Source organism: Mesorhizobium sp. M1006 (assembly GCF_040318825.1).
Taxonomy (GTDB): Bacteria; Pseudomonadota; Alphaproteobacteria; order Rhizobiales; family Rhizobiaceae; genus Mesorhizobium.
This window is the reverse complement of the sequence record NZ_JAMYMZ010000015.1, coordinates 103,233-129,198: the sequence shown is the minus strand read 5'-3', so window position 1 is coordinate 129,198 and position 25,966 is coordinate 103,233. Positions and strand designations below refer to the sequence as shown.

At 62.2% G+C, this 25,966-nt stretch carries 27 protein-coding genes and 1 other RNA gene; 19 read left to right on the top strand and 9 right to left on the bottom strand.

The genetic code is table 11. The features are described 5' to 3' along the window. Positions 1 to 36: 36 nt before the first annotated feature. Entirely contained in the window at positions 37 to 918 is an 882-nt protein-coding gene (locus NKH60_RS16950) for a LysR family transcriptional regulator (RefSeq protein WP_352613322.1), read from the bottom strand. 375 nt (positions 919 to 1,293) lie between these two features. On the opposite strand from NKH60_RS16950, the gene NKH60_RS16945 reads away from it, so the two are divergent. The 3 genes from NKH60_RS16945 to NKH60_RS16935 all read left to right on the top strand — a co-directional run bounded on the left by NKH60_RS16945 (position 1,294) and on the right by NKH60_RS16935 (position 4,011). Continuing rightward, positions 1,294 to 2,790: a CoA-acylating methylmalonate-semialdehyde dehydrogenase gene (locus NKH60_RS16945; RefSeq protein ID WP_352831297.1), complete on the top strand. Its 1,497-nt coding sequence runs from the start codon at positions 1,294 to 1,296 to the stop codon at positions 2,788 to 2,790. 306 nt (positions 2,791 to 3,096) lie between these two features. Continuing rightward, on the top strand, positions 3,097 to 3,393 hold the full coding sequence (locus NKH60_RS16940; RefSeq protein ID WP_352471247.1) for a hypothetical protein: 297 nt from the start codon (positions 3,097 to 3,099) through the stop codon (positions 3,391 to 3,393). 303 nt (positions 3,394 to 3,696) lie between these two features. Then, entirely contained in the window at positions 3,697 to 4,011 is a 315-nt protein-coding gene (locus NKH60_RS16935; protein ID WP_352471246.1) for a hypothetical protein, read from the top strand. 13 nt (positions 4,012 to 4,024) lie between these two features. On the opposite strand, the gene NKH60_RS16930 is transcribed toward NKH60_RS16935, so the two are convergent. Continuing rightward, entirely contained in the window at positions 4,025 to 4,615 is a 591-nt protein-coding gene (locus NKH60_RS16930) for a GntR family transcriptional regulator (protein ID WP_502893709.1), read from the bottom strand. Between the two features lie 166 nt (positions 4,616 to 4,781). Between NKH60_RS16930 and NKH60_RS16925 the strand changes: the two genes are divergently transcribed. The 13 genes from NKH60_RS16925 (at position 4,782) to NKH60_RS16865 (ending at position 19,350) form a co-directional block, all read left to right on the top strand. Continuing rightward, entirely contained in the window at positions 4,782 to 5,675 is an 894-nt protein-coding gene (locus NKH60_RS16925) for a dihydrodipicolinate synthase family protein (RefSeq protein ID WP_352471244.1), read from the top strand. A 48-nt stretch (positions 5,676 to 5,723) separates the two neighbouring features. Then, positions 5,724 to 6,974 (top strand): NAD(P)/FAD-dependent oxidoreductase, encoded by a 1,251-nt coding sequence (locus tag NKH60_RS16920; RefSeq protein WP_352831299.1) that lies wholly within the window; start codon positions 5,724 to 5,726, stop codon positions 6,972 to 6,974. A gap of 28 nt (positions 6,975 to 7,002) precedes the next feature. Next, a complete protein-coding gene (locus NKH60_RS16915) occupies positions 7,003 to 8,004 on the top strand; it encodes a 4-hydroxyproline epimerase (RefSeq protein WP_352767576.1) in 1,002 nt (333 codons plus the stop codon). Positions 8,005 to 8,339: 335 nt separating this feature from the next. Then, on the top strand, positions 8,340 to 9,242 hold the full coding sequence (locus NKH60_RS16910) for a branched-chain amino acid ABC transporter permease (protein ID WP_352454929.1): 903 nt from the start codon (positions 8,340 to 8,342) through the stop codon (positions 9,240 to 9,242). 4 nt (positions 9,243 to 9,246) lie between these two features. Further along, a complete protein-coding gene (gene livM / locus NKH60_RS16905; protein ID WP_352767577.1) occupies positions 9,247 to 10,875 on the top strand; it encodes a high-affinity branched-chain amino acid ABC transporter permease LivM in 1,629 nt (542 codons plus the stop codon). Next, positions 10,875 to 12,041, top strand: coding sequence for an ABC transporter ATP-binding protein (locus NKH60_RS16900; RefSeq protein WP_352540330.1), 1,167 nt, complete (start codon positions 10,875 to 10,877; stop codon positions 12,039 to 12,041). The genes livM and NKH60_RS16900 overlap by 1 nt, the downstream gene beginning before the upstream one ends. Then, positions 12,041 to 12,769, top strand: a complete 729-nt coding sequence (locus NKH60_RS16895) for an ABC transporter ATP-binding protein (RefSeq protein WP_352471239.1) — start codon at positions 12,041 to 12,043, stop codon at positions 12,767 to 12,769. Before NKH60_RS16900 ends, NKH60_RS16895 begins: the two co-directional genes overlap by 1 nt. A 19-nt stretch (positions 12,770 to 12,788) precedes the next feature. Then, positions 12,789 to 13,136: a DUF6867 family protein gene (locus tag NKH60_RS16890; RefSeq protein ID WP_352471238.1), complete on the top strand. Its 348-nt coding sequence runs from the start codon at positions 12,789 to 12,791 to the stop codon at positions 13,134 to 13,136. A gap of 138 nt (positions 13,137 to 13,274) precedes the next feature. Continuing rightward, positions 13,275 to 14,393 carry a branched-chain amino acid ABC transporter substrate-binding protein gene (locus NKH60_RS16885; protein WP_352471237.1) on the top strand — a complete coding sequence of 373 codons (1,119 nt, stop codon included), beginning with the start codon at positions 13,275 to 13,277 and terminating at the stop codon, positions 14,391 to 14,393. A 191-nt stretch (positions 14,394 to 14,584) separates the two neighbouring features. Continuing rightward, a complete protein-coding gene (pyc, locus tag NKH60_RS16880; RefSeq protein WP_352768410.1) occupies positions 14,585 to 18,043 on the top strand; it encodes a pyruvate carboxylase in 3,459 nt (1,152 codons plus the stop codon). Between the two features lie 160 nt (positions 18,044 to 18,203). Continuing rightward, complete coding sequence (locus NKH60_RS16875) at positions 18,204 to 18,464, top strand: DUF2312 domain-containing protein (protein WP_023719653.1); 261 nt, start codon at positions 18,204 to 18,206, stop codon at positions 18,462 to 18,464. A 61-nt stretch (positions 18,465 to 18,525) separates the two neighbouring features. Then, the gene (locus tag NKH60_RS16870) at positions 18,526 to 18,966 is read left to right on the top strand and encodes a hypothetical protein (protein WP_352683328.1); all 441 of its coding nucleotides are present in this window, start codon (positions 18,526 to 18,528) and stop codon (positions 18,964 to 18,966) included. Between the two features lie 69 nt (positions 18,967 to 19,035). Continuing rightward, a complete protein-coding gene (locus tag NKH60_RS16865) occupies positions 19,036 to 19,350 on the top strand; it encodes a hypothetical protein (RefSeq protein WP_023678043.1) in 315 nt (104 codons plus the stop codon). Positions 19,351 to 19,353: 3 nt separating this feature from the next. On the opposite strand, the gene msrB is transcribed toward NKH60_RS16865, so the two are convergent. The 7 genes from msrB to NKH60_RS16830 all read right to left on the bottom strand — a co-directional run bounded on the left by msrB (position 19,354) and on the right by NKH60_RS16830 (position 23,953). Next, positions 19,354 to 19,758 (bottom strand): peptide-methionine (R)-S-oxide reductase MsrB, encoded by a 405-nt coding sequence (msrB, locus tag NKH60_RS16860; RefSeq protein WP_027152870.1) that lies wholly within the window; start codon positions 19,756 to 19,758, stop codon positions 19,354 to 19,356. 109 nt (positions 19,759 to 19,867) lie between these two features. Then, positions 19,868 to 20,689 (bottom strand): MBL fold metallo-hydrolase, encoded by an 822-nt coding sequence (locus NKH60_RS16855; RefSeq protein ID WP_352768406.1) that lies wholly within the window; start codon positions 20,687 to 20,689, stop codon positions 19,868 to 19,870. Continuing rightward, positions 20,690 to 21,880 (bottom strand): vWA domain-containing protein, encoded by a 1,191-nt coding sequence (locus NKH60_RS16850; protein WP_352831303.1) that lies wholly within the window; start codon positions 21,878 to 21,880, stop codon positions 20,690 to 20,692. 9 nt (positions 21,881 to 21,889) lie between these two features. Further along, a complete protein-coding gene (locus NKH60_RS16845) occupies positions 21,890 to 22,294 on the bottom strand; it encodes a type II toxin-antitoxin system HicB family antitoxin (protein ID WP_254816428.1) in 405 nt (134 codons plus the stop codon). Positions 22,295 to 22,303: 9 nt separating this feature from the next. Continuing rightward, positions 22,304 to 22,498, bottom strand: a complete 195-nt coding sequence (locus NKH60_RS16840) for a type II toxin-antitoxin system HicA family toxin (RefSeq protein WP_126104508.1) — start codon at positions 22,496 to 22,498, stop codon at positions 22,304 to 22,306. A 61-nt stretch (positions 22,499 to 22,559) separates the two neighbouring features. Further along, positions 22,560 to 23,006, bottom strand: a complete 447-nt coding sequence (locus tag NKH60_RS16835; protein WP_352814863.1) for a GNAT family N-acetyltransferase — start codon at positions 23,004 to 23,006, stop codon at positions 22,560 to 22,562. A gap of 107 nt (positions 23,007 to 23,113) precedes the next feature. After that, on the bottom strand, positions 23,114 to 23,953 hold the full coding sequence (locus tag NKH60_RS16830) for an AAA family ATPase (protein WP_352540325.1): 840 nt from the start codon (positions 23,951 to 23,953) through the stop codon (positions 23,114 to 23,116). A 176-nt stretch (positions 23,954 to 24,129) separates the two neighbouring features. On the opposite strand from NKH60_RS16830, the gene ssrS reads away from it, so the two are divergent. The 3 genes from ssrS (at position 24,130) to NKH60_RS16815 (ending at position 25,919) form a co-directional block, all read left to right on the top strand. Continuing rightward, a non-coding RNA gene (gene ssrS / locus NKH60_RS16825) (6S RNA) lies at positions 24,130 to 24,285 on the top strand. A gap of 140 nt (positions 24,286 to 24,425) precedes the next feature. Beyond that, a complete protein-coding gene (locus NKH60_RS16820) occupies positions 24,426 to 25,013 on the top strand; it encodes a 5-formyltetrahydrofolate cyclo-ligase (protein WP_352450855.1) in 588 nt (195 codons plus the stop codon). A gap of 81 nt (positions 25,014 to 25,094) precedes the next feature. Further along, positions 25,095 to 25,919 (top strand): TIGR00282 family metallophosphoesterase, encoded by an 825-nt coding sequence (locus NKH60_RS16815; protein ID WP_352872747.1) that lies wholly within the window; start codon positions 25,095 to 25,097, stop codon positions 25,917 to 25,919. Positions 25,920 to 25,966 lie beyond the last annotated feature (47 nt).

Sequence of the window (25,966 nt, the reverse complement as noted above, 5' to 3'; positions counted from 1 at the left end):
ACGCCCACCAGCTAAGACAGCCAGCGGCCGGCAGGCTCACGCGAACAAACCCCTGTCCCGTTCGACGGCCTTGGTAATGAAGCTCGCGACGACCTGGACGCGGCGCAGCGGCCTGACCGATTCATGATAGACCAGCCAGTAGGCGCGGCGGATGGGTGCGACGATATCGAGAGGCACCAGCTCCGGCATCGAGCGGGCAACGAAGGTGTGCAGGATGCCGATGCCGGCGCCGGAACGCACCGCTTCGGCCTGGCCGAGCGCGGAGGAAATGGCGAAGCTGGTCCGCCAGTCGGGGCTGAATTCGGCCGCGTAGTCGAGCGAGGGACTGACGATCAGGTCCGGCACGTAGCCGATCAGCGTATGCTGGCCTAGCTCGGCGGCGGTTCCGGGCAGGCCATGGGTGTCGGCGTAGGCACGCGACGCGAACAGGCCGAGCGTGTAGTCGACCAGCTTTCCCGCCACCAGGCGGCCTTCCGTCGGCCGTTCGACGGTGATGGCAATGTCAGCCTCGCGCCGGGACAAAGAGAAGGAGCGTGGCACCGGCACCAGCTGGATGGTGAGCTCACGGTGCAGAGCGGTCAGCGCGCCGAGGCGCCTGGCCAGGAAGGCGACGCCAAAGCCGTCCGGCGCGCCGATGCGCACGGTGCCCGAGATGTCGTCGCCTTCGCCTGAAACGGTCGAGCGCGCGGCGATCATGTCGCCCTCCATGCGTTCGGCAATCTCGAGGAAACGCTCGCCCGCCGGCGTCAGCTCGCTGCCGGTGGTAAGCCGGCGAAACAGTTTTGTCCTGAGCGCTGCCTCGAGGGCGGCAATGCGGCGCGAGACGGTCGCGTGATTAAGCTCCAGCCGCCTGGCGGCGCCGAGGATCTGGCCGGCCCGCGCTACGGCAAGGAAGATACGGGCATCATCCCAGTTCATGAGGGTCCTGGCGATAACGATCAAAACCGCGTTCCTTCGCGCCCCCCTCTGTCCTGCCGGACATCTCCCCCTCAAGGGGGGAGATTGGCAGTTTCGCCGCAGGCGTCTTTCTTGCCGCGGTGAAGATTTCCGAAGGCGGGCGTGACAGCCAATCTCCCCCCTTGAGGGGGAGATGTCCGGCAGGACAGAGGGGGGCGGTGAAGGAACTCAATCTCAATCCTTGCTGCTGGGGACCTGCATTCTTCCTATTTGCGAGAATTGATGCTCTGCCGTCAACCGCTATCTATTTTCTGCACAACGGTTGCGTTTTCGCTCGCGTTGCCATCGCTCCCGCAAAGGCGGACAATGCCTCATCACGAACCAGGGAGAGAGACCATGATCGAATACGGTCATTTCATCGGCGGCAAGCGCGTCGCCGGAACCAGCGGCCGCAAGCAGGACGTCATGCAGCCGATGGACGGCACGGTGCGCGGCACGGTGGCGCTGGCTTCGCAGGCGGAATTGCGTGCGGCGGTCGAAAACGCCAAGGCCGCACAGCCCGGCTGGGCGGCGACCAATCCGCAGCGGCGCGTACGCGTCCTGATGCGGTTCCTCGAGCTGGTCGCCAAGGAGTATGACGCGCTGGCCGAGATATTGGCGCGCGAACACGGCAAGACCATCGCCGACGCCAAGGGCGACATCCAGCGCGGCCTCGAAGTGGTCGAGGTCTGCATCGGTGCGCCGCATATGATGAAGGGCGAGTTCACCGATGGCGCCGGCCCCGGCATCGACGTCTATTCGATGCGCCAGCCGCTCGGCGTCGTCGCCGGCATCACACCGTTCAATTTTCCGGCGATGATCCCGCTGTGGAAGATCGCGCCGGCCATCGCCTGTGGCAATGCCTTCATTCTCAAGCCGTCCGAACGCGACCCGGGCGTGCCGATGCGCATTGCCGAACTGTTCATCGAGGCCGGTCTGCCGGCGGGCATCCTCAATGTCGTCAATGGCGACAAGGAAGTGGTCGACGCCATCCTCGACGATGCTGACATCAAGGCCATCGGTTTCGTCGGCTCGACACCGATCGCCCAGTACATTTATTCGCGCGGCTGCGCTGCCGGCAAGCGCGTGCAGTGCTTCGGCGGTGCCAAGAATCACATGATCATCATGCCGGATGCCGACATGGACCAAACCGTCGACGCGCTGATCGGCGCCGGCTACGGCTCGGCCGGCGAGCGCTGCATGGCGATCTCGGTGGCCGTCCCGGTCGGCAACGACACCGCCAACCGGCTGATGGAAAGACTGGTGCCGCGCGTCGAGAGCCTGAAGGTCGGTCCGTCGACGGATTCTTCCGCCGATTTCGGCCCGCTGGTCACGGCGCAGGCGCTGGAGCGGGTCAAGTCCTATGTCGACACCGGCGTCAAGGAAGGCGCCAGGTTGGTCGTCGACGGCCGCGGCTTCTCCATGCAGGGCTACGAGAACGGCTACTATATGGGCGGCTGCCTGTTCGACAATGTGACCGCCGACATGCGCATCTACAAGGAAGAGATCTTCGGGCCGGTGCTCTCGGTCGTTCGCGCACCGACCTACGAGAACGCCATCAAGCTCGCCAACGAGCACGAGATGGGCAATGGCGTCGCCATCTTCACCCGCGACGGCGACGCGGCGCGCGACTTCGCCTCGCGGGTTCAGGTCGGCATGGTCGGCATCAACGTGCCGATCCCGGTGCCGATCGCCTACTACACCTTTGGCGGCTGGAAGGCGTCCTCCTTCGGCGACCTCAACCAGCACGGGCCGGACGCGTTCCGCTTCTACACCAAGACCAAGACGGTAACGTCGCGCTGGCCGTCCGGCGTGAAGGACGGTGCCGAGTTCGTCATCCCGACGATGAACTGACCGAACGGTTTCTGTCAGCGCGTCCTCGCCTTCGGCTTGGGGCGCGCTGGCCGGCGTGAAGGATGGCGCCGAATTCGTCACCCCGACGATGAACTGATCCAAATCGCAGAAAGCAAGAAAAGGCCCGGGCACCAAGCTCGGGCCTTTTTGCCGCGGTCTTCATCGGCATGAACACTAATGTGATGGAACCAAGAAGGCAGCAATCTTCTTAGGTTGCAGTCCTGCCGCGAAGGAGATGCTGGCAGATCAACCAACGGCGCTGGTGACGGCTCCGGGGGATATCGTCCGGCGCAAAGGAGGTGTCAGATGGCACGTCTCATGGCGACTATAGCTTGCGCTGCGATGGCCCTTTCCGCCGTCCCGGCAATGGCTGCCGAGCAATGTGCGGCACGCGCCGATATGGTCAAGGCGCTCGGCGAGAAGTTTCATGAAAACCCGAGCGCGGTCGGCGTCGTCAATCCGAATGTGGTGCTTGAAGTCTTCGTTTCCGACAAGGGCACATGGACCATCCTCGCCAGCGACACAAAAGGTCAAAGCTGCGTGATTTCAGTCGGCGAAGGCTGGGAGAGCGCGATGACGAAAGCGGCGCTGCCAGGCACCTGAACGATTTATCACGGGTCTGCGCGCCTCGGCATGGCCGCGCGGCCTGTGGCTCATTCTTTCGGCGACAGCCGTAAAACGGATCTGCAGGCGCCCGCTTGGGCGCCTGCTTGCGCTTTTCCATTATCGATACCATATATCGAGAACATAATGGGAACATCTTAAATCGTTCCCACCAATGGCAGACCGGAACACAGAAAGGAACGACGCGATGATGATGACGTCGGAACCGGCCTGGATCGCTCCGGCAAAATGAGGCCGTCAAACCCCTCCTTTGCCGGAACGTGATGGCAAAGGAGGTGCCCTATGGCACGCAAATCGCTGTTGAGATGGGTGAAAACCCTGGTTCTTGCTGGCGCATTGGCGGTGGGTACGAACACCGCAGGCGCGCAATATCAACACTGCGTTGAACATGGCGAGCTCGTCGCCCATTTGAGCGAGAAGTTCCAGGAAAGGCAGTTTGCTTTGGGGCTGATCGGTCATGAGGCGGTCATGGAAGTCTTTGTCGCCGAGACCGGAACCTGGACCATCGTCGTCACCGATATCGCCGGCAGAAGCTGCATCGTCGCGGCCGGCGACAATTGGGAAAACGTGATGGCCCTGCCCGGCCAGGGCGCATGACGAAATGGCAGGCTCAGCGTGTGGCAGCTGCCTCGGCATGGCCGCGCAAAAGCGCCATCAGGCGCTTGGCGTCCTTGGCCGCGGCATCTTCGTCGCCGGCGAGGATCGAACGGATCAGTGCGACATGGTGCTCGGCGGATTCGGCCAATCCGGTATCGGCCTTGTAGCGGAACCAGAAGCGACGGCTATGGGTTTGCAAGGGTGCCGCCAGGCGCGCGGCGAACGGGTTGTCGGCAGCCAGCGCCAGCGCCTCGTCAAGCGCCTTGTCGGCCTGGATAAAGTAGAACACATTTTCCGAAATCACCGCCTTTTGCATGGCAAGGGCAGCGTCATGGAACAGGTCGGCGGCCTCGCGGGTAACGAAGCGGGCGGCCGAGCGGGCAAGCACCACCTCGACGCCACGGCGGGCGTCGAGGACACGCAGCCAGTCGCCGGGGTGAAGCGGCGCGATGGCGATGCCGGCGCGCGGCCGGACCTCGAGCAGCCCCTCCCAGGCCAGCCGCTGGATTGCTTCGCGAACCGGGGTGCGGCCGAGGCCGAGCCTGTCAATCAGCGCCCCCTCGGTGATGAAGCTCGCCGGCGCCAGTTCGAGAGTTACGATCATGTGCTCGAGCCTGCGGTAGGCCTTCGCAGTTGCCGGCTCGGAGCCCGGGCTGTCATATACCAATGCGGCATCTCCTGATATATTGTTGATATATCATATCAGATTCAACGTTGACAGCCGGCTTCTTAAGAAATATACGACTGATATATCAGATGGAGCGATCGACATGTGGGCCGGAGTCTTCCCCGCCGTTACGACCAAATTCACCGAGGACGACGGCCTCGACCATGCCGAGATGGAGCGCTGCTTTGCGCTGCAGATGGAGGCCGGCTGTGACGGCATCATCGTCTGCGGGTCGCTCGGCGAAGGCCCGATGCTGTCGCACGACGAGAAGATCGCGGTGCTGAAGACCGCGCAGAAGATCGCCGGCAAGAAACCGGTGCTGTTGACGGTCAACGAGGCCGGTACACGCGAGGCGGCGGCGATCGCGCGCCGCGCCGCCAAGGAAGGCGCCAACGGTTTGATGGTGGTGCCGAGCCCGATCTACCATACCAATGCCGAGGAGACGGTCGCGGCACTCAGCGCCGTCGCCGCGGCCGGCGACCTGCCGGTGATGATCTACTCCAACCGGCTTGCCTACCGCGTCGACGTCACCGTCGACCAGATGGAGGAGTTGGCGAAGGACCAACGCTTCGTCGCCATAAAAGAGTCCTCCGACGACATCCGCCGCTCGACCGAGATCATCAACCGCCTCGGCGACCGCTACGACCTGTTCACCGGCGTAGACAATCTCGCCTTCGAGGCGCTGTCGGTCGGCGCCATCGGCTGGGTGGCGGGCCTGGTCACCGCGTTCCCGCGCGAGACCGTCGCCATCTACCAGCTGATGCGACAGGGCCGCCGCGAGGAGGCGTTGAAGATCTACCGCTGGTTCCGGCCGCTGCTCGACCTCGACGTTTCGACCTATCTGGTGCAGAACATCAAGCTTGCCGAAGTGCTGGCGATCAACACCAACGACCGCGTGCGCATGCCGCGCCAGCCATTGTCGGGCGAGCGGCGCAAGGCAGTCGAAAAGATCGTCAGGGATGCGCTGGCGGTGCGGCCAGAGCTGCCGACATTCTGATCCAGTCGCTTTGAAGGCATTTGCAGATGTGCAGCGCGGCGCATGGCAATGAATGATAATGCTACGCTCGATGTCGCCATCATTGGTGGCGGCATCATCGGCATCTGCGCCGCCGCCTTTCTGGCAGAGGCGGGGCGAAACGTGACGATCTTCGATCGGACGGGGATCTGTGAGGAAACCAGTTCCGGCAATGCCGCTGCCTTTGCCTTCTCCGATGTGCTGCCGCTCGCCCACAAGGGCATGATCAAGCAGTTGCCGAAATGGCTCGCCGACCCGCTCGGCCCGCTCAGCATCCCACCCGCGTATCTGCCGAAGCTGCTGCCCTGGCTGGTCCGCTTCTGGCGCGCCGGCCGAAGCGACCGCTATGAAGGCGGCCTTGCCGCGCAGGCCGGGATGATGAAGCTCGCCGAGGCGGAATGGATGGGCTTGCTCGACCGTTCCGGCACACGGCCGATGCTGCGTGAGGACGGCTCGCTCGAACTCTACGACAGCGAGGCCGAGTTCAAGGCTTCACTGCCCGGCTGGGCGGCAAGGCAGCGCTTCGGCATCGGCTTCAGCCATGTCGAGGGGAGCGCTCTCACAGCCCTGCAGCCCGGTCTGTCGCCGCGCTTCGTCAAGGGAACGTTCGTGCCGGGGTGGAAAACCGTTGCCGATCCCAAGCTGCTTGGAAAGGCCTTGTGGGCCTATGCCGAGAGGTTGGGCGCCGGGTTCGAAAGGGCCCGGATCGAGCGTGTCGAGGCGGGACAGGACGGCGCGATCCTGACCACGGCCGACGGCACGCGGCGACGGGCGAAGCACGTCGTCATCGCTGCCGGGGCCTGGTCGCATCTGCTGGCGAGACATCTCGGCGACGGAATCCCGCTGGAGACCGAGCGTGGCTACAACACGACGTTGCCGAAGACTGCCTTCGACGTAAAGCGGCAATTGATCTTCTCCGGACATGGCTTCGTCATCACGCCGCTCGAGACGGGCCTGCGCGTCGGCGGCGCGGTCGAACTCGGCGGCCTTGAGAGGCCGCCCAATTATGCGCGCTCGAAAGCGCTGCTCGAAAAGGCGCAGAAATTCCTGCCGGGACTGGATCCGGCCAATGGACGCGAATGGATGGGGTTCCGGCCGTCGCTGCCGGATTCGCTGCCGGTGATCGGGCGGTCGCAACAAACGCCGTCGGTGGTGTATGGTTTCGGCCACGGTCACCTCGGCCTGACCCAGGCCGCGGTGACCGGGCGCTTGATCCGCGAGCTCGTTCTCGGGCAGAATCCATCGCTCGATCTCGGCCCGTTCAGCCCGCAACGGTTTTGAGTTCGAAGACAGTCAGTTGGGAGCCGGCATGGCCAAGAATTCCTTCTTCTGCATAGACGGCCACACCTGCGGCAATCCGGTGCGGCTGGTCGCCGGCGGCGGGCCTTTGCTCAAGGGCTCGACGATGATGGAGCGGCGAGCGCATTTCCTGGCCGAATATGACTGGATCCGCACCGGGCTGATGTTCGAGCCGCGCGGCCATGACGTGATGTCCGGCTCGATCCTCTATCCGCCGACGCGTGAAGATTGCGACATCGCCATCCTGTTCATCGAAACCTCGGGCTGCTTGCCGATGTGCGGCCACGGCACCATCGGCACGGTAACTTTTGCCGTCGAGCATGGGCTGATCAAGCCGAAGACACCGGGCGTGCTCAGGCTGGATACGCCGGCGGGCTTGGTCGTAGCGGAGTACAGCCAAGTCGGCGACTATGTGGAGGAGGTGCGCATCACCAATGTGCCTTCCTTCCTCTATGCCGAGGCTCTGACGGTCGAATGCCCCGGGCTCGGCGAGATCAGCGTCGATGTCGCCTATGGCGGCAATTTCTACGCCATCGTCGAACCGCAAAAAACCTATCGCGACATGGCCGACCATTCGGCCGGCGAACTGATCGCCTGGAGCCCGGTGATGCGGCAGCGGCTCAACGAGAAATATTCCTTCGTCCACCCGGAGAATCCCGGCATCGATAAGCTGTCGCACATATTGTGGACCGGGGCGCCGACCAACCCGCAAGCCGATGCCCGCAACGCCGTCTTCTACGGCGACAAGGCAATCGACCGCTCGCCCTGCGGCACCGGCACCTCGGCGCGGATGGCGCAGCTTCACGCCAAGGGCAAGCTTGGGGTCGGCGACGACTTCGTCCACGAATCGATCATCGGGTCGCTGTTCAAGGGCAGGGTGGAGAAAGAGGTCACCGTCGCCGGCAAGCCGGCAATCATTCCGTCGATCGGCGGGTGGGCGCGGATGACCGGATTGAACACGATCTTCATCGACGACCGCGACCCGTTCGCGCACGGCTTCGTCGTCAAATAGAGAAAACGCTGACGCAAGCGAAAGAAAGAGAGCGCAAACGGATTGCCTTCGACGGCGCAACGATCCCGCTCATCAACTTATTTTGACGGCGATTTCTTCGAAATGGGTCGCATGCTGCGATTGAATCGTCAAAGACATTGCGTTAGGCCAATGGTAGGGTCCGCGATGGTCCAGGGGGCGCACCGGAACAAAACGGGCAATCGGACGACGTGCGGCGAAAACACGCGTAATGATCGAAAAATCACGTTGCAATCCGGGCTCGAAACTTTACGACTAGGGAAAATACGAAAAGGAATGCGTCTGCATGGGCGACATTCCAGGGGAGCCACGACAGCATGCAGTATTTTGTCCAGCAGCTTATCAACGGGCTGACGCTGGGATCGATCTATGGGCTGATAGCGATCGGCTATACGATGGTCTACGGCATCATCGGCATGATCAATTTCGCCCATGGCGACATTTTCATGATCGGCGCTTTCACCGCGCTCATCGTTTTCCTTATCCTCGGTGCGTTGTTCTATTCGCTGCCGATCGTCGTTGCGCTGCTGATCATGATGATCGTCGCGATGCTGCTGACCAGCCTGTATAACTGGACGATCGAGAAGGTGGCCTACCGGCCTTTGCGTGGTTCATTCCGGCTGGCGCCGCTGATCACCGCGATTGGCATGTCGATTGCGCTGTCCAATTTCGTCCAGGTGACGCAAGGGCCGCGCAACAAGCCGGTCCCGCCAATGGTGTCCAAGGTCTACAACATCGAAGGCATCAGCGTCTCGCTGAAGCAGATCATCATTGTCCTGGTCACCATAGTCCTGCTCGCGCTGTTCTGGTACCTGGTCAACAAGACCTCGCTCGGCCGGGCGCAGCGCGCCTGCGAGCAGGACCGCAAGATGGCCGCGCTGCTCGGCGTCGACGTCGATCGCACCATCTCGATCACCTTCATTATGGGCGCCGCCCTTGCCGCTGTCGCCGGCACGTTGTTCCTGATGTATTACGGCGTTGTTGTGTTTTCCGACGGCTTTACGCCCGGTGTGAAGGCGTTTACTGCCGCGGTGCTCGGCGGCATCGGCTCACTGCCCGGCGCCGTGCTCGGCGGGCTGATGATTGGCTTCATCGAAAGCATGTGGTCGGCTTATTTCTCGATCGACTACAAGGACGTCGCCGCCTTCTCCATCCTGGCGATCGTGCTGATCTTCCTGCCTTCCGGCATTCTCGGCCGGCCAGAAGTCGAAAAGGTCTGAGATCATGGCGGTTACCGTGTCTCCGGAAAGCACCGTCGTCGCCACCCCGGTCCAGCGCGCTTTTCGCGAAGCGCTCTATGCCGGCGCCATCTCGCTTGGCCTGTTCGTGCTGTTTATCGGCCTGAAAACCGACCAGAATATCTCCAACGAACTGATCCTGGTGCAACGCTGGGGCTTGCTCGCCGGCGTCGTGATCGCCACCATGGCAGGACGCTTCCTCTATGTCGCCTATGGCCAGCCCTTCCTGGCGAACCAGAAGATCGTCGACGTCGCCACCGGCCTGCTGCCGGTCAGCTTGGCTTCGCGATTCTTCCGCCTTCCCGCGTTCATCGTGGCGCTCGCCGTCGCCGTTATTCTGCTCGCGCTCAGCAGCTTTCTGACCGAGGCCTTAGGGCCGGAACTTTCCGATTTTGTGCGGTTCCTGCGGGCGCTCGCAATCATCTATGCGCTGGCTTGGCTGATATATCGGTTCCGGGCCTTCATTCACGCTCATTTCTCGGCATTGGGCATAACCGCACTGGCGCTCTACCCGATTATCGTGGTGTTGGTGCTGGCTCTATATGCCGGGTCGATGGCCGCCGGTTTCCAGGGCTCGCTGAAATATGTCGACAATTACGGCATCCAGATCCTGATCTACGTGATGCTGGCTTGGGGGCTGAATATCGTTATCGGCTTGGCCGGCTTGCTCGATCTCGGCTATGTCGCCTTCTACGCCGTCGGTGCCTACGCCTATGCGCTGCTCGGCACGCATTTCGGCCTCTCCTTCTGGATCCTGCTGCCCGCCGCTGGCCTGATGGCTGCGTTCTGGGGCGTGATGCTCGGCTTCCCGGTGCTGCGCCTGCGCGGTGACTATCTGGCGATCGTGACGCTCGCCTTCGGCGAAATCATAAGGCTGGTGATCATCAACTGGCGCGAGGTGACCAACGGCTCGGCCGGCATTTCCGGCATCCCGAAGGTGTCTTTCTTCGGCCTGATGTCGTTCAACGTCTCCGATCCGAACTACATCTCGAAGGTGCTCGGCATCGCCCAATCGGGTGCCTACTACAAGATATTCCTCTACTATTTGATCCTTGGGCTCTGTCTGCTGACGGCCTTCGTCACCGTGAGGCTCAGGCGTCTGCCGGTCGGCCGCGCCTGGGAAGCGCTGCGCGAGGACGAGATCGCCTGCCGCTCGCTCGGTATCAACACCACCACCACCAAGCTCACGGCCTTTGCCACGGGCGCGATGTTTGGCGGCTTCGCCGGCTCGTTCTTTGCCGCGCGGCAAGGCTTCGTCAGCCCGGAATCCTTCGTCTTCCTGGAATCCGCGATCATCCTTGCCATCGTCGTGCTTGGCGGCATGGGCTCGCTGGTCGGCATTGCCGTCGCCGCGATGGTGATGATCGGCGGCACCGAAATCCTGCGCGAACTGGATTTCCTCAAGACCGGCCTGAGTTGGGGCAACATCAAGGTTATACCCGGGTTCGGCCCCGACTTCACGCCGGAGCTTTATCGCATGCTGTTGTTCGGCATGGCCATGGTCATCGTCATGCTGTGGAAGCCGCGCGGCTTCGTCGGCAGCCGCGAGCCGACAGCCTTCCTCAAGGTGCGCAGGGCGGTGTCGGGGTCCTTCACCAAGGAGGGACACGGCTGATGAACGCGAGTCCCTCCGTGAACGATGCCATCCTGCAGGTCGATCATTTGTCGATGAAGTTCGGCGGTCTCGTCGCCATCGGCGACCTGTCGTTCCAGGCCAAACGCGGCGAGATCACCGCGCTGATCGGTCCCAACGGCGCCGGCAAGACCACCGTGTTCAATTGCATCACCGGTTTCTACAAACCGTCGGAAGGCATGATCACGCTCAATCGGCGCGACGGCTCGACCTTCCTGCTCGAACGTTTGCCGAACCATGAAATCCCGGCGCGGGCCAAGGTGGCGCGCACCTTCCAGAACATCCGCCTGTTCTCGGGCATGACGCTGCTGGAGAACCTGCTGGTGGCCCAGCACAACAAGCTGATGAAAGCGTCCGGCTATACCATTCTCGGCCTGTTCGGTTATAGCGGATACAGACAGGCTTCGGCGGAATCGGTTGAACTGGCCGAGCACTGGCTGGAAAAGGCCGATCTCGTCGACCGCGCCGACGATCCTGCCGGCGATCTGCCATATGGCGCGCAGCGACGGCTCGAAATTGCTCGCGCCATGTGCACCGGCCCTGAGCTTCTGTGCCTCGACGAGCCGGCCGCCGGCCTTAATCCGAAGGAATCGGCGGCGCTCAATGCACTGCTGATGGACATCAAGGACAACACCGGCACGTCGATCCTTTTGATCGAGCATGATATGGCGGTGGTTATGCAGATTTCAGACCATGTCGTCGTGCTCGAATACGGGCGCAAGATCTCCGACGGCAACCCGCAATCGGTGCGGACCGACCCGCGCGTCATCGCTGCCTACCTCGGCGTCGAAGACGAGGACGTCGAGACGGTGCTGACCGAAGTCGGCGACGAAGACGTCATCGAGCAATTGGATACGGGTCCGGATGCGGCCCACGGCCCAGGCACGTCGTCTTCGTATCTCGCCGGACCGGTTGCCGACACGGTTGGCCACAGCGAGGGCGAACGCGTCACCGTGTCAAAGGGCGCTTCGAAAGCCGGGCAGATCGATGCAAGGTCGAGTGCCGCGGCAAAGTCCGGATCGCCGGCCAAAGCCAAATCGGCCGCGAAATCTTCTGCCGCAAAATCTTCCACTGCAAAGCCGGCCTCCAAGGCTCCGGTGAAGTCAAAAACTCCCGGCACCTCTAATCGGCGTGGAGGGCGGAAATAATGGCCGGCACAACGCTGCTCGATATCAAGGGCGTCCAGACCTACTACGGCAACATCAGGGCGCTGAACGGCGTCGATGTCACGGTCAAGCAAGGTGAGATCGTAGCGCTGATCGGTGCCAACGGCGCCGGCAAGTCGACGCTGATGATGACCATCTTCGGTGCTCCCCGCGCCCGCGCGGGTACCATCACATTCGCCGGTACCGACATCACCCAGATGCCGACCCACGAGATCGCGCGCATGCGCATCGCCCAGTCGCCGGAAGGGCGCCGCATTTTCCCGCGCATGACGGTGATGGAAAACCTGCAAATGGGCGCCAGCCTCGACAACCTCGAGCATTATGACGAGGACGTCGAGAAGGTGTTCACGCTGTTTCCACGCCTGAAGGAACGCATTGCCCAGCGTGGTGGCACGCTGTCCGGCGGCGAGCAGCAGATGCTGTCGATCGGGCGCGCGCTGATGGCGCGGCCGAAGCTGCTTTTGCTCGACGAGCCGTCGCTTGGCCTGGCGCCGCTGATCGTCAAGCAGATATTCGACGCTATCCGGGAGCTGAACCGCACGCAGGGACTGACCGTGTTCCTGGTCGAGCAAAACGCCTTCGGCGCTCTGAAGCTCGCCACGCGCGGCTATGTCATGGTCAACGGCAACGTGACGATGAGCGGCACCGGCAAGGAGTTGCTCGCCAATCCGGAGGTGCGCGCCGCCTATCTCGAAGGCGGCCATCACTGAGTTTCAGGAGACATCAATCATGCAGGGCATTGTCTATGAGGAACCCTCGATCTGGCAGTTCTTCTTCGTCACCTGCCTGCTCGGCGGCTGGGCGGCGTGGATGACGGGCAAGGCATGTGCGCAGACGTGGCGCAGCTTCGCCCAGTTGTTCGCCTACATGCTGGGGCTCGGCATCGGCGTAAGATTCATCCACCATGCGCTGTTCGGCGGAACGATGTTTTCGCTGCATTACTACGTGGTCGACACCATCGTGCTGATGATATTGGGCTTCATTGGCTACCAATACACGCGCACCAACCAGATGGTAACGCAGTATAATTGGCTTTACGAAAGAGCCTCTCTTTTGAGCTGGAAACCAAAAGGTTGACATTTATCATTAACGGCGCTTCAGGGATGAATCGGCGTGACAAGTGCCTGAAAATCGGCAAAGTACTCTTTCTGCGAGCAAGAGTGGGCATCGCATGAAAGCAACATCCACGCCCACTCGGTAAATGGGAGCGTTTCAATGAAAAAGTCACTTTTGTCCGCCGTCGCCCTGACCGCGCTTGTCGCGTTCAGCGGCAGCGCGTGGGCTGACATCCTGATCGGCGTTGCCGGTCCGATCACTGGCCCGAACGCAGCATTCGGCGCGCAGTTGCAGAAGGGCGCCGAACAGGCTGCCGCCGATATCAACGCGGCTGGCGGCATTAACGGCGAGCAGATCAAGATCGAGGTCGGCGACGACGTGTCGGATCCGAAGCAGGGCATCTCGGTCGCCAACAAGTTTGTCGCCGATGGCGTCAAATATGTCGTCGGCCACTTCAATTCGGGCGTCACCATTCCGGCGTCAGAGGTCTATGCCGAGAACGGCATTCTCGTCATCACGCCTTCCGCGACCAACCCGAAGCTGACCGAGCGGGGCCTGTGGAACACGTTCCGTACCTGCGGACGCGACGATCAGCAGGGCAAGGTTGCCGGCGACTACCTCGCCGCGCACTTTAAGGACGGCAAGATCGCCGTCGTCCACGACAAGACGCCTTACGGCCAGGGTCTCGCCGACGAAACCAAGAAGGCACTCAATGCTGATGGCGTGACCGAAGCCATGTATGAGGGCATCAATGTCGGCGACAAGGACTTCTCGGCGTTGATCGCCAAGATGAAGGATGCCGGCGTCAACGTCGTCTACTATGGCGGCCTGCACACCGAGGCCGGCCTGATTATGCGCCAGCTCGCCGATCAGGGTCTCAAGGCCCAGTTCATGTCCGGCGACGGCATCGTGTCGAACGAATTGGCCTCCATCGCCGGCGATGCCGTCGACGGCACGCTGATGACGTTCGCTCCCGATCCGCGCAAGAACCCGAACGCCAAGGAACTCGTGGAGAAGTTCCGCGCCGCCGGTTTCGAGCCTGAAGCCTATACGCTCTACTCCTATGCCGCGCTGCAGATCGTCGCCGCCGCCGCCAACAAGGTCGGCTCTTCCGATGACGCGCAGAAGGTTGCGGAAGAGATCAAGAAGAGTGGCCCGTGGAAGACCGCCATCGGCGACATCGGCTATGACGCAAAGGGCGACATCACCCGTCCCGACTACGTCATCTACACTTGGAAGAAGGGTGACGACGGCAAGTACACCTACTTCGAACAATAAGCCGGCAAACGCCTGCAGCCCAAAAAATGCCCGGCGCCTCGCGCCGGGCATTTTTCATTTGTCTTTTGCTTCATCGCATAGCCGCAAGGATTTAAATCGGTTTAGCCGACGTCTCCATTTTTGTTTGCACTGCAGCATTTTCGCGCTAATCATGTCCAGCAGTTCCCTTTCCCGCGTCCGGAGCCCTGTCCTTGGCAATCTCGAAGATCCTTGTCGCCAACCGCTCCGAAATAGCCATCCGCGTCTTCCGCGCGGCCAATGAGCTCGGCCTCAAAACCGTGGCGATCTGGGCAGAGGAGGACAAATACTCCCTGCATCGCTTCAAGGCCGACGAAAGCTACCAGGTCGGGCGCGGGCCGCATTTGGCCAGGGACATGGGGCCGATAGAAAGCTATCTGTCGATCGAGGAGGTTATCCGCGTCGCCAGGCTATCGGGCGCCGATGCCATCCATCCAGGCTACGGCCTGCTGTCGGAAAGCCCGGAATTCGCCGAGGCCTGCGCCACGGCCGGCATCATCTTCATCGGGCCAAAGCCGGATACGATGCGCAGGCTAGGCAACAAGGTCGCCGCTCGCAACCTCGCGATCGAAGTCGGCGTGCCGGTAATTCCCGCCACCGATCCCTTGCCGGACGACATGGAGGCGGTAAAGGAACTCGCCAAGACGATCGGCTACCCGGTGATGCTCAAGGCATCCTGGGGCGGCGGCGGCCGCGGCATGCGCGCCATCCGCTCCGAGGCAGATCTCGCGCGCGAGGTCATGGAAGGCAAGCGTGAGGCGAAGGCGGCTTTCGGCAAGGACGAGGTCTATCTCGAAAAGCTGATCGAGCGCGCACGCCATGTCGAGGTGCAGGTGCTGGGCGACACTCATGGCAACGCCGTGCACCTGTTCGAGCGCGATTGTTCGATCCAGCGCCGCAACCAGAAAGTGGTCGAGCGGGCGCCGGCGCCCTACCTCGAAATGTCACAGCGCGAGGAGCTTTGCGGCTACGCGCTGAGGATCGCGCGCGAAACCAGCTATATCGGCGCCGGCACGGTCGAGTTCCTGCAGGATGCCGATACCGGAAAATTCTACTTCATCGAGGTCAATCCGCGTATCCAGGTCGAGCACACGGTCACCGAACAGGTGACCGGCATCGACATCGTCAAGGCGCAGATCCATATCCTCGACGGCTTTGCCATCGGCACGGCGGAATCGGGCGTTCCGGCGCAGAAGGACATCAGGCTCAACGGCCACGCGCTGCAGTGCCGCATCACCACGGAAGATCCCGAGCATAATTTCATCCCCGACTATGGCCGCATCACCGCCTATCGCGGTGCCACCGGCTTCGGTATCCGCCTTGATGGCGGCACCGCCTATTCGGGCGCGGTCATCACCCGCTTCTACGATCCGCTGCTGGAAAAGGTAACGGCGTGGGCGCCGACGCCGGCCGAGACCATCGCCCGCATGAACCGGGCGCTGCGCGAATTCCGCATCCGCGGCGTGGCGACCAACCTCACGTTCCTCGAGGCGATCATCAATCACCCGAGCTTCGCCGACAATTCCTACACCACCAAGTTCATCGACACGACGCCGGAACTGTTCGCCAGTGTGAAGCGGCAGGACCGCGCGACCAAGCTGCTCAACTACCTTGCCGACGTTTCGGTCAATGGTCATCCCGAGACGCGCGGCCGGCCGCAGCCAAAGGCCGATGCGGCGCCACCGGTAGTGCCATATCTCAACGGCAATGTGCCTCAAGGCAGCAAGCAGAAGCTCGACGTGCTCGGGCCGGAGAAATTCGCCGCGTGGATGCGCGAGCAAAAAGAGGTGCTGGTCACCGACACGACAATGCGCGACGGGCATCAATCCTTGCTCGCGACGCGTGTGCGCACCTATGACATTGCCGGAATTGCCGGCACCTATGCGCGTGCTCTGCCGCAGCTTTTGTCGCTCGAATGCTGGGGCGGCGCCACATTCGACGTCGCCATGCGCTTTCTCACCGAAGACCCATGGGAGCGGCTGTCGCTGGTGCGCGAGGCAGCACCCAACCTTCTGCTGCAGATGCTCCTGCGCGGTGCCAACGGCGTCGGCTATACCAACTATCCCGACAATGTCGTCCAGCATTTCGTCCGCCAGGCCGCTGCCGGCGGCATCGACCTGTTCCGGGTCTTCGACTGCCTGAACTGGGTCGAGAACATGCGCGTGGCCATGGATGCGGTCGGCGCCGAGGGCAGACTGATCGAAGCGGCGATCTGTTATACCGGCGACATACTCGATCCGGCGCGGGCGAAATACGATCTGAAATACTATGTCGGCCTGGCCAGGGAATTGCAGGCGGCAGGCGCCCACATCATCGCCGTCAAGGACATGGCTGGGCTTCTAAAGCCGAGCGCTGCCCGCGCGCTGTTCAAGGCACTGCGCGAGGCGACGGACCTGCCGATCCACTTCCACACCCACGACACATCCGGCCTGTCGGCGGCAACCGTGCTGGCGGCGGTGGAGAGCGGCGTCGACGCCATCGACGCGGCGATGGATTCGCTATCGGGCAACACCTCGCAGCCGTGCCTGGGTTCGATCGTGGAGGCGCTGAAGGGCACCGAGCGCGATCCGGGCCTCGACCCGCAGTGGATCAGGAACATCTCGTTCTACTGGGAGGCGGTGCGCAACCAGTATTCAGCCTTCGAAAGCGACCTGAAGGGGCCGGCATCGGAGGTCTATCTGCACGAAATGCCGGGCGGTCAGTTCACCAACCTCAAGGAACAGGCGCGCTCGCTCGGGCTGGAGACACGCTGGCACGAAGTGGCGCAGACCTATCACGACGTCAATCTGATGTTCGGCGACATCGTCAAGGTGACGCCGTCGTCCAAGGTCGTCGGCGACATGGCGCTGATGATGGTGAGCCAGGACCTGACCGTCGCCGACGTCGAGAATCCGGCGAGGGACATCGCCTTCCCGGATTCGGTGGTGTCGATGTTGCGCGGCGATCTCGGCCAGTCGCCGGGCGGCTGGCCAAAGCCATTGCAGAAGAAGGTGCTGAAGGGCGAAAAGCCGATCACGGTGCGGCCGGGTTCGCTGCTCAAACCGGCGGACCTCAAGGCCAGTCGCGCGGAGGTCGAGGAAAAGCTCGAGCGCAAGCTCAGCGGGTTCGAATTCGCGTCGTGGCTGATGTATCCGAAGGTGTTTTCCGATTTTGCCGCCGCGCAGGAGACCTACGGGCCGGTCAGCGTGCTGCCGACGCCGACCTATTTCTACGGCATGAAGCCGGAAGACGAGATTTTCGTCGACATCGAAAAAGGCAAGACGCTGGTGGTGCGCTGCCTTGCCATCGGCGATGTCGACGAAAAGGGCATGGTCACCGTGTTCTTCGAGCTCAACGGGCAGCCGCGCCGGGTGAAGGTGCCGGACCGGGCCCATGGCGCGTCCGCTGCCAAGGCACGGCGCAAGGCGGAGCCGGGCAATGAGGCGCATGTCGGCGCGCCGATGCCTGGCGTCGTCTCGGCGCTTGCGGTCGCTGCCGGCCAGGCGGTGAAGGCCGGCGACGTGCTGCTGTCGATCGAAGCGATGAAGATGGAAACGGCGTTGCATGCCGAACGCGACGGCACCATAGCCGAGGTGCTGGTCAAGGCCGGCGACCAGATCGATGCCAAGGATCTGCTGATCGCGTTCGGGTGAAACAGGCCGGCATCAGAGAGACTTGTCGGCGCCTGGCAGCAGCCCTTCATGCCGCATCGATAGTACCTTGACCCGCCGCGCCCGGTCGGGCATCGAACCGCTGCAATTCGCCGCTCGGGTCACCCCGAGTCGCGGCGAGAAACGACGCGGAGAGAAGAATATGGCCGACGACATCACCGAGACCAGCCAGACTGTTGCCGCCGGCCAGCTGCGCGCCTTCATCGAACGAATCGAGCGGCTCGAGGAAGAGAAGAAGACGATTGCCGACGACATCAAGGAAGTGTTCGCCGAGGCCAAGGGCACCGGATTCGACACCAAGGCGATGCGGTCGATCATCCGGCTGCGCAAGAAGGACCAGGCCGAGCGGCAGGAAGAGGAGTCCATCCTCGATCTGTACAAGGCTGCGCTCGGCATGGTGTAAAGGCCGGCCTCGGCGCCGGAGACGATCGCGGGAGAAGCGGTTCTGACCATGGATTCCAGCCATGAGCGAATTCGATTTTGGCGCCCGCCGCGCCTCTGAATTCCGCCAACGCAGCTTCTGGACGCTGTTCGCGGAACGGCATCCGGATGAAAGGGCTCTGTTGGCGAGGCGCGGACCGTGGTTCTGGCAGCGTGGGCTGCCCGATTTCGCATTGGTCCTTTCCATGTATGTCGCGCCTGCGCACAATCATGTCGGCGTCTTCTTCGGCCGCAACGAGAAGTTCGGTGCCACGCAAGCCTGGTCGCGGTTGAAGCCGTTCCAGCCGGCCATCGAAGACAGGCTGAAGCTCAGGCCAGAACAAAGTTGCGACGGCCTCGGCATCAATTCGATGTGGCGGGTGAATTGTTTTGCCGAGGACAATTGGCCGGCGATGACCGACTGGCTGGTGACGGAAGCCTCACGTTTCGAGCGCGCGATTGCCGACGTTCTGGGTCAGGAATAAAGCAGGGTTTCCAGACGCAATCCTTGTGGAAGGGTTGCTCTGGTGAGCAGCCAGGGAGCCGGTCGATCGATGACGATCATGTCGCGCGTTGCCGCTTTCTTCCGCTCACGCTGGTTCGGCGGCGTGCCGCTCGATCGGCTGTTCTGGCGCGACCTGGTCGTTGTCGGCACAGCGATCAACGTCGCGTCGTCGGTGGCGGCGCTCATTCTGCTAGGATTGAAGCTGCCGCTTGCGCTCGTCCTGGCGGTGCATTTCGCGCCGGTTCCCTACAATATCTTCCTGACCTTTGCCGTTTGGCGAACTGCCGGAAAATCGAGTGGCGTCATGGCCTCGCTGATGACTCTTGGCGCCACGTTGTGGCTGATCCTGGTGGTTGTGGCCTGACGATCAGGCGGCCGGCTCGAATTTGAGCGCCACGCCGTTGATGCAATAGCGCAGACCGGTCGGTGGCGGGCCGTCCTCGAAGACATGGCCGAGATGGCTGCCGCAGCGGGCGCAATGGCATTCGGTGCGGACCATGCCGTAGCTGCGGTCGACGGTGGTCTCGACCGAACCCGGCACTGGGTCGTTGAAGCTCGGCCAGCCGGTGCCGCTCTCGAATTTCAGCTTGGATTCAAACAAGGGCTGGTCGCAGCCGACGCAGGAGAAGGTGCCGGCGCGCTTCTCGTGCAGCAGGGCGCAGCTTCCCGGCCGCTCGGTGCCGTGGTTGCGCATCACCGCATATTGCTCAGGCGTCAGCCGGGCGCGCCATTCGGCATCGGTGCGGGTAACGGGGTAGGTGTGGCTGTCCATTTTTTCCTCTTAGCTTATGTCGCTATTTGGGTTGCCTTCGCAACTTCGCCTGAAATAGGCATTTGTTACGGCGTTTGCTCGTATTTCCTGTCCTGCTGCGAAGAATCCCTCAGGCGATGGCCGCGAGATAGCGCGCAACCGATGCTGAAAATGCTGCCTTTGCATCTCCGATGACGTTCTGGTTCCACCATGCGCCGTAGATATGGTCGAACGCGAAAGGCTCCAGCGCGGCCTTGATGCCGAGCACTTTCGTCGCGTTGAGCGGGATATAGTTCGGATAGCTGTACATGAAGCTGACATGACGGCGGGTCGGCGTCACCTGCAGGATGTCGCCGGCCAGGATGGCATTGCCGCGGTCGCGCTTCCAGTGCAGTACCTGGCCACCGGCAAAGTGGCCGCCGCAGCGGATGAGCGTCAGCGACGGGTTTATGGCGCGCATCTCGCCTTCCCAACTGATGATTGCCGGATGCGGCCGCATGATCCACTGACGATCATCGGCGTGCAGATAAATCGGCACGCCGCCAAACGCCCCGCTCCATTCGACCATTGCCGAATAATAATGGCAGTGCGAAATGGCGATGGCGGTCAGGCCGCCCCGGCGGTTGATCTCGGCCACCGCCTCGTCGCTGACCATCGAGATGCAGTCCCACAGCACATTGCCGTGCGGCGTTTGCGCCAGCAATGCGCGCTGGCCGATAGCGAAGCGTGGCTCGATGCCGAAGGCGAGCACGCCGGCATCATCCTTGATCACGACCCGATGGCCGGCGGCGAGCTCTTCCGGCGTGGTCCAGGCCTGACCTTCCCAGCGCACATATTGCCGCTCGTCCTCGCAGATCGGGCAATGTCGCGGCGGCGTCGCTGTCGCCGCGAACTGGACACCGCATTGCAGGCAAAGGAAACAGGTCGACCGTCCTGTTTTGCGTGGATCCATTCAGTGCTTCCTTGAAAGTTGCTTCGTCGCGGCTTCGAGGCCGGCGAGCGTCAGCGGAAACATGCGGCCGCCAAAAATATCGCGGATCATGGCAATCGAATGGGTAAAACCCCAGTTCTTCGCGTCTTCCGGATTGAGCCAAATGGCGTTCGGCCATTGCTGCAGCAGCCTGCCGAGCCAGACGGCGCCGGCCTCCTTGTTCCAATGCTCGACCGAGCCGCCGGGTTGAGCGATCTCATAGGGGCTCATCGAGGCGTCGCCGACGACGATCACCTTGTAGTCGGGGCCATATTTATGGAGGAGATCGAAGGTCGGAATCACCTCGGCATGGCGGCGGCGATTGTCCTTCCACACGCCCTCGTAGAGGCAGTTGTGGAAATAGAAATATTCGAGCTGGCGGAACTCGGCGCGGGCGGCCGAAAACAGCTCCTCGACACTCCTGACATGGTCGTCCATCGAGCCGCCGACATCGAAGAACATCAGCAGCTTCACGGCATTGCGACGTTCGGGTTGTGTCTTAACGTCAAGATAACCGTGCTCGGCGGTGGCGTGGATGGTGCCGGGCAGGTCGAATTCCTGTTCGGCGCCTTCGCGCACCCAGCGGCGCAAGCGCTTCAGCGCGACCTTGATGTTGCGGGTGCCGAGTTCGACGGCGTCATCGAAATTCCTGAACTCGCGTTTGTCCCAGACTTTTACCGCGCGGCGGTTGCGGCTTTCGTGCTGGCCGATGCGCACGCCTTCGGGATTGTAGCCATAGGCGCCGAAGGGCGAGGTGCCGCCGGTGCCGATCCATTTCGAACCGCCCTGATGCCGGCCGTTTTGCTCCTCCAACCGCTTCTTCAGCGTCTCCATCAGCTTTCCGAAGCCGCCCAGCGCCTCGATCAGCTTCCTCTCCTCGTCGGTCAGGTGCTTTTCGGCGAGCCTCCGCAGCCATTCCTCCGGGATGTTTGCGACATCGACCGCGTTTTCGCCAGCTTGCGCCTCGACACCTTTGAAGATGTGCGAAAAGACCTGGTCGAAGCGGTCGATGTGGCGCTCGTCCTTCACCAGAGCGGCGCGGGCGAGATAGTAAAAGCCCTCGACATCATAGTCGACCAGCCCGGCCTCCAGCCCCTCCAGCAGCGACAGATATTCGCGGAGCGAGACCGGAACCCGCGCTGCCTTCAGTTCGAGGAAGAAGGGGATGAACATGGTCCGACTTTATCTGTGTCCCTCGATCTTCTCCCGTGCGGCGCTGGCGATAAAGGCGGAACGCGTCAGACCACGCCGACCCGCTTCTTCGTCGATTGCCGCCAAAAGACCTGCGTCGAGCGACAGATTGGCCCGGACAGGCCGTCCGGAATCGATCAGCACAGGGATCATCACGGCGGATTCACCGGCAGCGCTATCGACTTCGCCCAGTCGGAGCAGATCTGCCACAGTGCGCGCCGCGGGCAAGGGCAAGTTCTTCGCCATTCGTGTCTCTGCCCATTCGCGAACGGCAGAAGTCGCATCGGCTATCGCCTCTTCGGGACTTGCGCCACCGCCGTGACATCCGGGAAGATCAGGCACCCGCACTCCCCAGACTTCATCTGCGCCGTCAAGAATTCCGACATAGTGCGTCATGATTCGTCCTTAAATCCATCCAGCAAGCCGGGCGATCGACCGCGCAACACCCAGAGATTGTTCGCGATGCCGCGGCACGATAATCATGATCTCCGGCCTTTCCGGATGCTCGTACTTCTCGTGTTTGCCGCCGCCTACGTTCACCCAGCCGTCACGTAAAAGCCTCGTGACAATCTTGCGCGTGTTGGTCTCGATCAGCGGCACTGTCGCCCCTGATCATGTGCAATATATTGCGCACAGGTGATTATTTCAATCGTTGGCCTCATCATAGCAGATCGTATTCGATGAAGCCGGTCCTGCGCGCCACGTGGTCGTAGAGCTTGCGCGCGGTGGTGTTGGTTTCGTGGGTCATCCAGTAGACGTTCTTGACGCCGATCTTGCCGGCTTCCTGCTTGACCGCTTCGATCAGGGCGGCGCCGACGCCCTTGCCGCGTACATCGGGGTCGGCGAACAGGTCCTGCAGGTAACAGTTGTTTATCTGCGACCAGCAGGAGCGATGGTAGAGATAGTGCGTCAGGCCGACGGCCTTGCCGTCGAGGGTGGCGATGAAGCCTTTCGGCTCGAACTCGCCCGCCGTGAACAGCCGCTTCCAGGTGACGGCGTAAACCTCTTCCGGCAGCTTGGTTTCGTAGAAGGTGAGATAGGCGGTCCAAAGACGCCGCCAATCGGCGTGGTCGGATTGCACAAGCGGGCGGACGGTGATCTCGGTCATTTCATTTCCCTCTGAAGTCGGCAACCCGAAGCTGCCTTCACGCCTCGCTGGCTGCAACGGTCCAGCGAAGGGAAAGCGCTGTCCGGCGGCTTCCGGCCGACCGCCCCTCACCCCTGCCGTCTCGCCATAAAGGCCAGGCGCTCGAACAGATGCACGTCCTGTTCGTTCTTCAGCAACGCGCCATGCAGCTTGGGCAGCACGTTCTTCGGGTCGGCGCGCAGGTCCTCGGGCGCGATCTCGTCGGCGACCAGCAGGCGGATCCAGTCGAGTGCCTCGGAGGTCGACGGCTTCTTCTTGAGGCCCGGCACGTCACGGATTTCATAGAATTGCGTGAGTGCGGCGCGCACCAGGTTCTGCTTGATGCCGGGATAGTGCACGTCGACGATTTTGTGCAGCGTCTCGACGTCGGGAAAGCGGATGTAGTGGAAGAAGCAGCGGCGCAGGAAGGCGTCCGGCAGCTCTTTTTCGTTGTTGGAGGTGATGATGACGATCGGCCGGACTGTGGCACGGATGGTCTCGCCGGTCTCGTAGACGAAGAACTCCATCCGATCCAGTTCCTGCAACAGATCGTTGGGGAACTCGATATCGGCCTTGTCGATCTCGTCGATCAGAAGCACGACTTTCTTGCCGGCAGCAAAGGCGTCCCACAGCTTGCCGCGCTTGATGTAATTGCGGATGTCGTTGAAGCGCTCGTCGCCGAGCTGGCTGTCGCGCAGCCGCGAGACGGCATCATATTCATAGAGGCCCTGCTGCGCCCGCGTGGTCGATTTGACATGCCATTCGATCAGATCGATGCCGAGCGCCGCCGCCACCTGGCGGGCAAGTTCGGTCTTGCCGGTACCGGGCTCGCCCTTGACCAGCAACGGCCGCTCGAGCGCGATCGCCGCGTTGACCGCCACCATCAGATCCTTGTCGGCGACATAGGCTGCCGTGCCTTCAAAACGCATTTTTGCTCCCGGGTTCATCGCGCGACCCTAAGGAGGCGGCCTTCGCTGTGCAAGGCGCTGCTGGCAAAGCGGGGATCTTGCCGGCGCGACCCTCGTCGAGCGGTTCTGCGTCGATTTAAGACTCGAAACATGTCGTCTCTCTGGCGCTTGGTCTGCCGTCTGCCTATATTGGCGGAGACGGTCTGCGCTTCCCGGCAGGAGAACATTTTCCCCGGGGCCTTAATGATCCCTAGGGAGCTGTCCCTGGGAAGACCCGTGGGTTTTCTCATACGGCGCCCACCTACTTTGTAGGTTCCCGGGATCGCTCTCTCCACCGGTTGTGTGGATCGTCACCTGTCGAAAAGGCAATGTCTGGCGGATCTTGTCGTCGCGCCGCTTTGTGCGGTGCTCTCACGAACGAAAGCTCGCCCCGCTCCTCCAAAACGTCGCTCGTAAAACTCCATCCAAATCTGACCTTTTCTAACGTCGGCGCATGACATCCCCAAAAGACCTGAAAAAAACTCTCCGCAACCAAGCCCTCGGGCGCCGCGACGCGCTCGATCCTTTCTGGCGGGTGGAGGCAGCACTCGAAATGGCCGAGACGGCGCGCGACCGGATCACGGTCGAGCCGGCCCAGATCGTCTCAGGCTTCTGGCCGATGCGCTCGGAAGTCGACGTCCGGCCGCTGATGTTTGCCTTGCGCGAAAAGGGGGCAAGGCTCTGCCTGCCGGCCATCCTCAACAAGACCACCATCGTTTTTCGCGAACTGGTGCGCGGCGCGCCGATGATCGACATGGGCTTCGGCACCGTCGGGCCGCATGAGGAAGCCGAGGTGCTCGATCCCCAAATGATGCTGGTGCCGCTTGCCGCCTTCGATGCGCGCGGCCACCGCATCGGTTACGGCGCCGGCTATTATGACCGGGCGATCGCGCGGCTGGCCGACAAGGGGCAGCAGCCGCGGCTGATCGGCATTGCCTTCGACTGCCAGGAGGTGGCCTTGGTGCCGGACGAGCCGCATGACGTGATCATTCCGGAAATACTCACCGAGAGCGGGTTGCGCCGGTTCGCGCCGAAATTGTAGATAAGTTCCTGGACGCATGGTCTTTTCCGAAAGTCATGCAGCTTTTTGCTTCGCTGACCTTCGGTTCGGGATCACGCTTATATGAGACTTCTCTTCCTCGGCGACATGGTCGGCAAGACAGGACGTACGGCGGTGTGGGAACAACTGCCCGGCCTGATCTCGGATTTCAAACTCGACTTCGTCATCGTCAATGGCGAGAACGCCGCCGGCGGCTTCGGCATCACCGAGGAAATTTTTCGCGAGACGATCTCGGCCGGCGCCGATGTCGTCACCACCGGCAACCATGTCTGGGACCAGCGCGATGCGCTGATTTTCGCGCCGCGCGAAGAGCGCTTCCTGCGTCCGTCCAATTTCCCCAAGGGTACGCCGGGGCGCGGCTCAGGCGTCTACGTCGCCAGGAACGGCGCGCGCGTGCTGGTCGCCAACATCATGGGCCGGGTGTTCATGCATCCCGAGCTCGACGATCCGTTCCAGGCCGGCGAGCGCGAACTTGCCGCTTGTCCGCTTGGTGAGCAGGCCGATGCGATCGTCATCGATTTCCATGCCGAGGCGACCTCGGAAAAAATGTGTTTCGCCCACTTTGTCGACGGCCGTGCCAGCCTTGTTGTCGGCACCCACACGCATCAGCCGACCGGCGATCACCAGATCCTCAATGGCGGCACCGGTTATATTTCCGATGCCGGCATGTGCGGCGATTACGATTCCTCGCTCGGCATGGACAAGGAGGAGCCGCTCAACCGGTTCCTGTCCAAGGTGCCGAAAGGCCGCTTCGAGGCGTCGAGCGGACCGGCGACATTGTGCGGCGTCGGCGTCGACATTTCCGACCGTAGCGGCCTGACCGAACGGATCGCGCCGTTTCGCCGCGGCCCGCGGCTGGAGGAAACGGCGCCATCCTTCTGGTCGTGACATTGATATGGACGCTTGCAGTACCCAATTGCCGGCGAAACTGCTCT

What these genes read in the sequence shown, in the direction of transcription:
- NKH60_RS16950 (WP_352613322.1), bottom strand. Translation starts at nt 918, where the DNA reads ATGAACTGGGATGATGCCCGTATCTTCCTTGCCGTAGCGCGGGCCGGC.
- NKH60_RS16945 (WP_352831297.1), top strand. Translation starts at nt 1,294, where the DNA reads ATGATCGAATACGGTCATTTCATCGGCGGCAAGCGCGTCGCCGGAACC.
- NKH60_RS16940 (WP_352471247.1), top strand. Translation starts at nt 3,097, where the DNA reads ATGGCACGTCTCATGGCGACTATAGCTTGCGCTGCGATGGCCCTTTCC.
- NKH60_RS16935 (WP_352471246.1), top strand. Translation starts at nt 3,697, where the DNA reads ATGGCACGCAAATCGCTGTTGAGATGGGTGAAAACCCTGGTTCTTGCT.
- NKH60_RS16930 (WP_502893709.1), bottom strand. Translation starts at nt 4,615, where the DNA reads ATGATCGTAACTCTCGAACTGGCGCCGGCGAGCTTCATCACCGAGGGG.
- NKH60_RS16925 (WP_352471244.1), top strand. Translation starts at nt 4,782, where the DNA reads ATGTGGGCCGGAGTCTTCCCCGCCGTTACGACCAAATTCACCGAGGAC.
- NKH60_RS16920 (WP_352831299.1), top strand. Translation starts at nt 5,724, where the DNA reads ATGAATGATAATGCTACGCTCGATGTCGCCATCATTGGTGGCGGCATC.
- NKH60_RS16915 (WP_352767576.1), top strand. Translation starts at nt 7,003, where the DNA reads ATGGCCAAGAATTCCTTCTTCTGCATAGACGGCCACACCTGCGGCAAT.
- NKH60_RS16910 (WP_352454929.1), top strand. Translation starts at nt 8,340, where the DNA reads ATGCAGTATTTTGTCCAGCAGCTTATCAACGGGCTGACGCTGGGATCG.
- livM (WP_352767577.1), top strand. Translation starts at nt 9,247, where the DNA reads ATGGCGGTTACCGTGTCTCCGGAAAGCACCGTCGTCGCCACCCCGGTC.
- NKH60_RS16900 (WP_352540330.1), top strand. Translation starts at nt 10,875, where the DNA reads ATGAACGCGAGTCCCTCCGTGAACGATGCCATCCTGCAGGTCGATCAT.
- NKH60_RS16895 (WP_352471239.1), top strand. Translation starts at nt 12,041, where the DNA reads ATGGCCGGCACAACGCTGCTCGATATCAAGGGCGTCCAGACCTACTAC.
- NKH60_RS16890 (WP_352471238.1), top strand. Translation starts at nt 12,789, where the DNA reads ATGCAGGGCATTGTCTATGAGGAACCCTCGATCTGGCAGTTCTTCTTC.
- NKH60_RS16885 (WP_352471237.1), top strand. Translation starts at nt 13,275, where the DNA reads ATGAAAAAGTCACTTTTGTCCGCCGTCGCCCTGACCGCGCTTGTCGCG.
- NKH60_RS16875 (WP_023719653.1), top strand. Translation starts at nt 18,204, where the DNA reads ATGGCCGACGACATCACCGAGACCAGCCAGACTGTTGCCGCCGGCCAG.
- NKH60_RS16870 (WP_352683328.1), top strand. Translation starts at nt 18,526, where the DNA reads ATGAGCGAATTCGATTTTGGCGCCCGCCGCGCCTCTGAATTCCGCCAA.
- NKH60_RS16865 (WP_023678043.1), top strand. Translation starts at nt 19,036, where the DNA reads ATGACGATCATGTCGCGCGTTGCCGCTTTCTTCCGCTCACGCTGGTTC.
- msrB (WP_027152870.1), bottom strand. Translation starts at nt 19,758, where the DNA reads ATGGACAGCCACACCTACCCCGTTACCCGCACCGATGCCGAATGGCGC.
- NKH60_RS16855 (WP_352768406.1), bottom strand. Translation starts at nt 20,689, where the DNA reads ATGGATCCACGCAAAACAGGACGGTCGACCTGTTTCCTTTGCCTGCAA.
- NKH60_RS16850 (WP_352831303.1), bottom strand. Translation starts at nt 21,880, where the DNA reads ATGTTCATCCCCTTCTTCCTCGAACTGAAGGCAGCGCGGGTTCCGGTC.
- NKH60_RS16845 (WP_254816428.1), bottom strand. Translation starts at nt 22,294, where the DNA reads ATGACGCACTATGTCGGAATTCTTGACGGCGCAGATGAAGTCTGGGGA.
- NKH60_RS16835 (WP_352814863.1), bottom strand. Translation starts at nt 23,006, where the DNA reads ATGACCGAGATCACCGTCCGCCCGCTTGTGCAATCCGACCACGCCGAT.
- NKH60_RS16830 (WP_352540325.1), bottom strand. Translation starts at nt 23,953, where the DNA reads ATGCGTTTTGAAGGCACGGCAGCCTATGTCGCCGACAAGGATCTGATG.
- NKH60_RS16820 (WP_352450855.1), top strand. Translation starts at nt 24,426, where the DNA reads ATGACATCCCCAAAAGACCTGAAAAAAACTCTCCGCAACCAAGCCCTC.
- NKH60_RS16815 (WP_352872747.1), top strand. Translation starts at nt 25,095, where the DNA reads ATGAGACTTCTCTTCCTCGGCGACATGGTCGGCAAGACAGGACGTACG.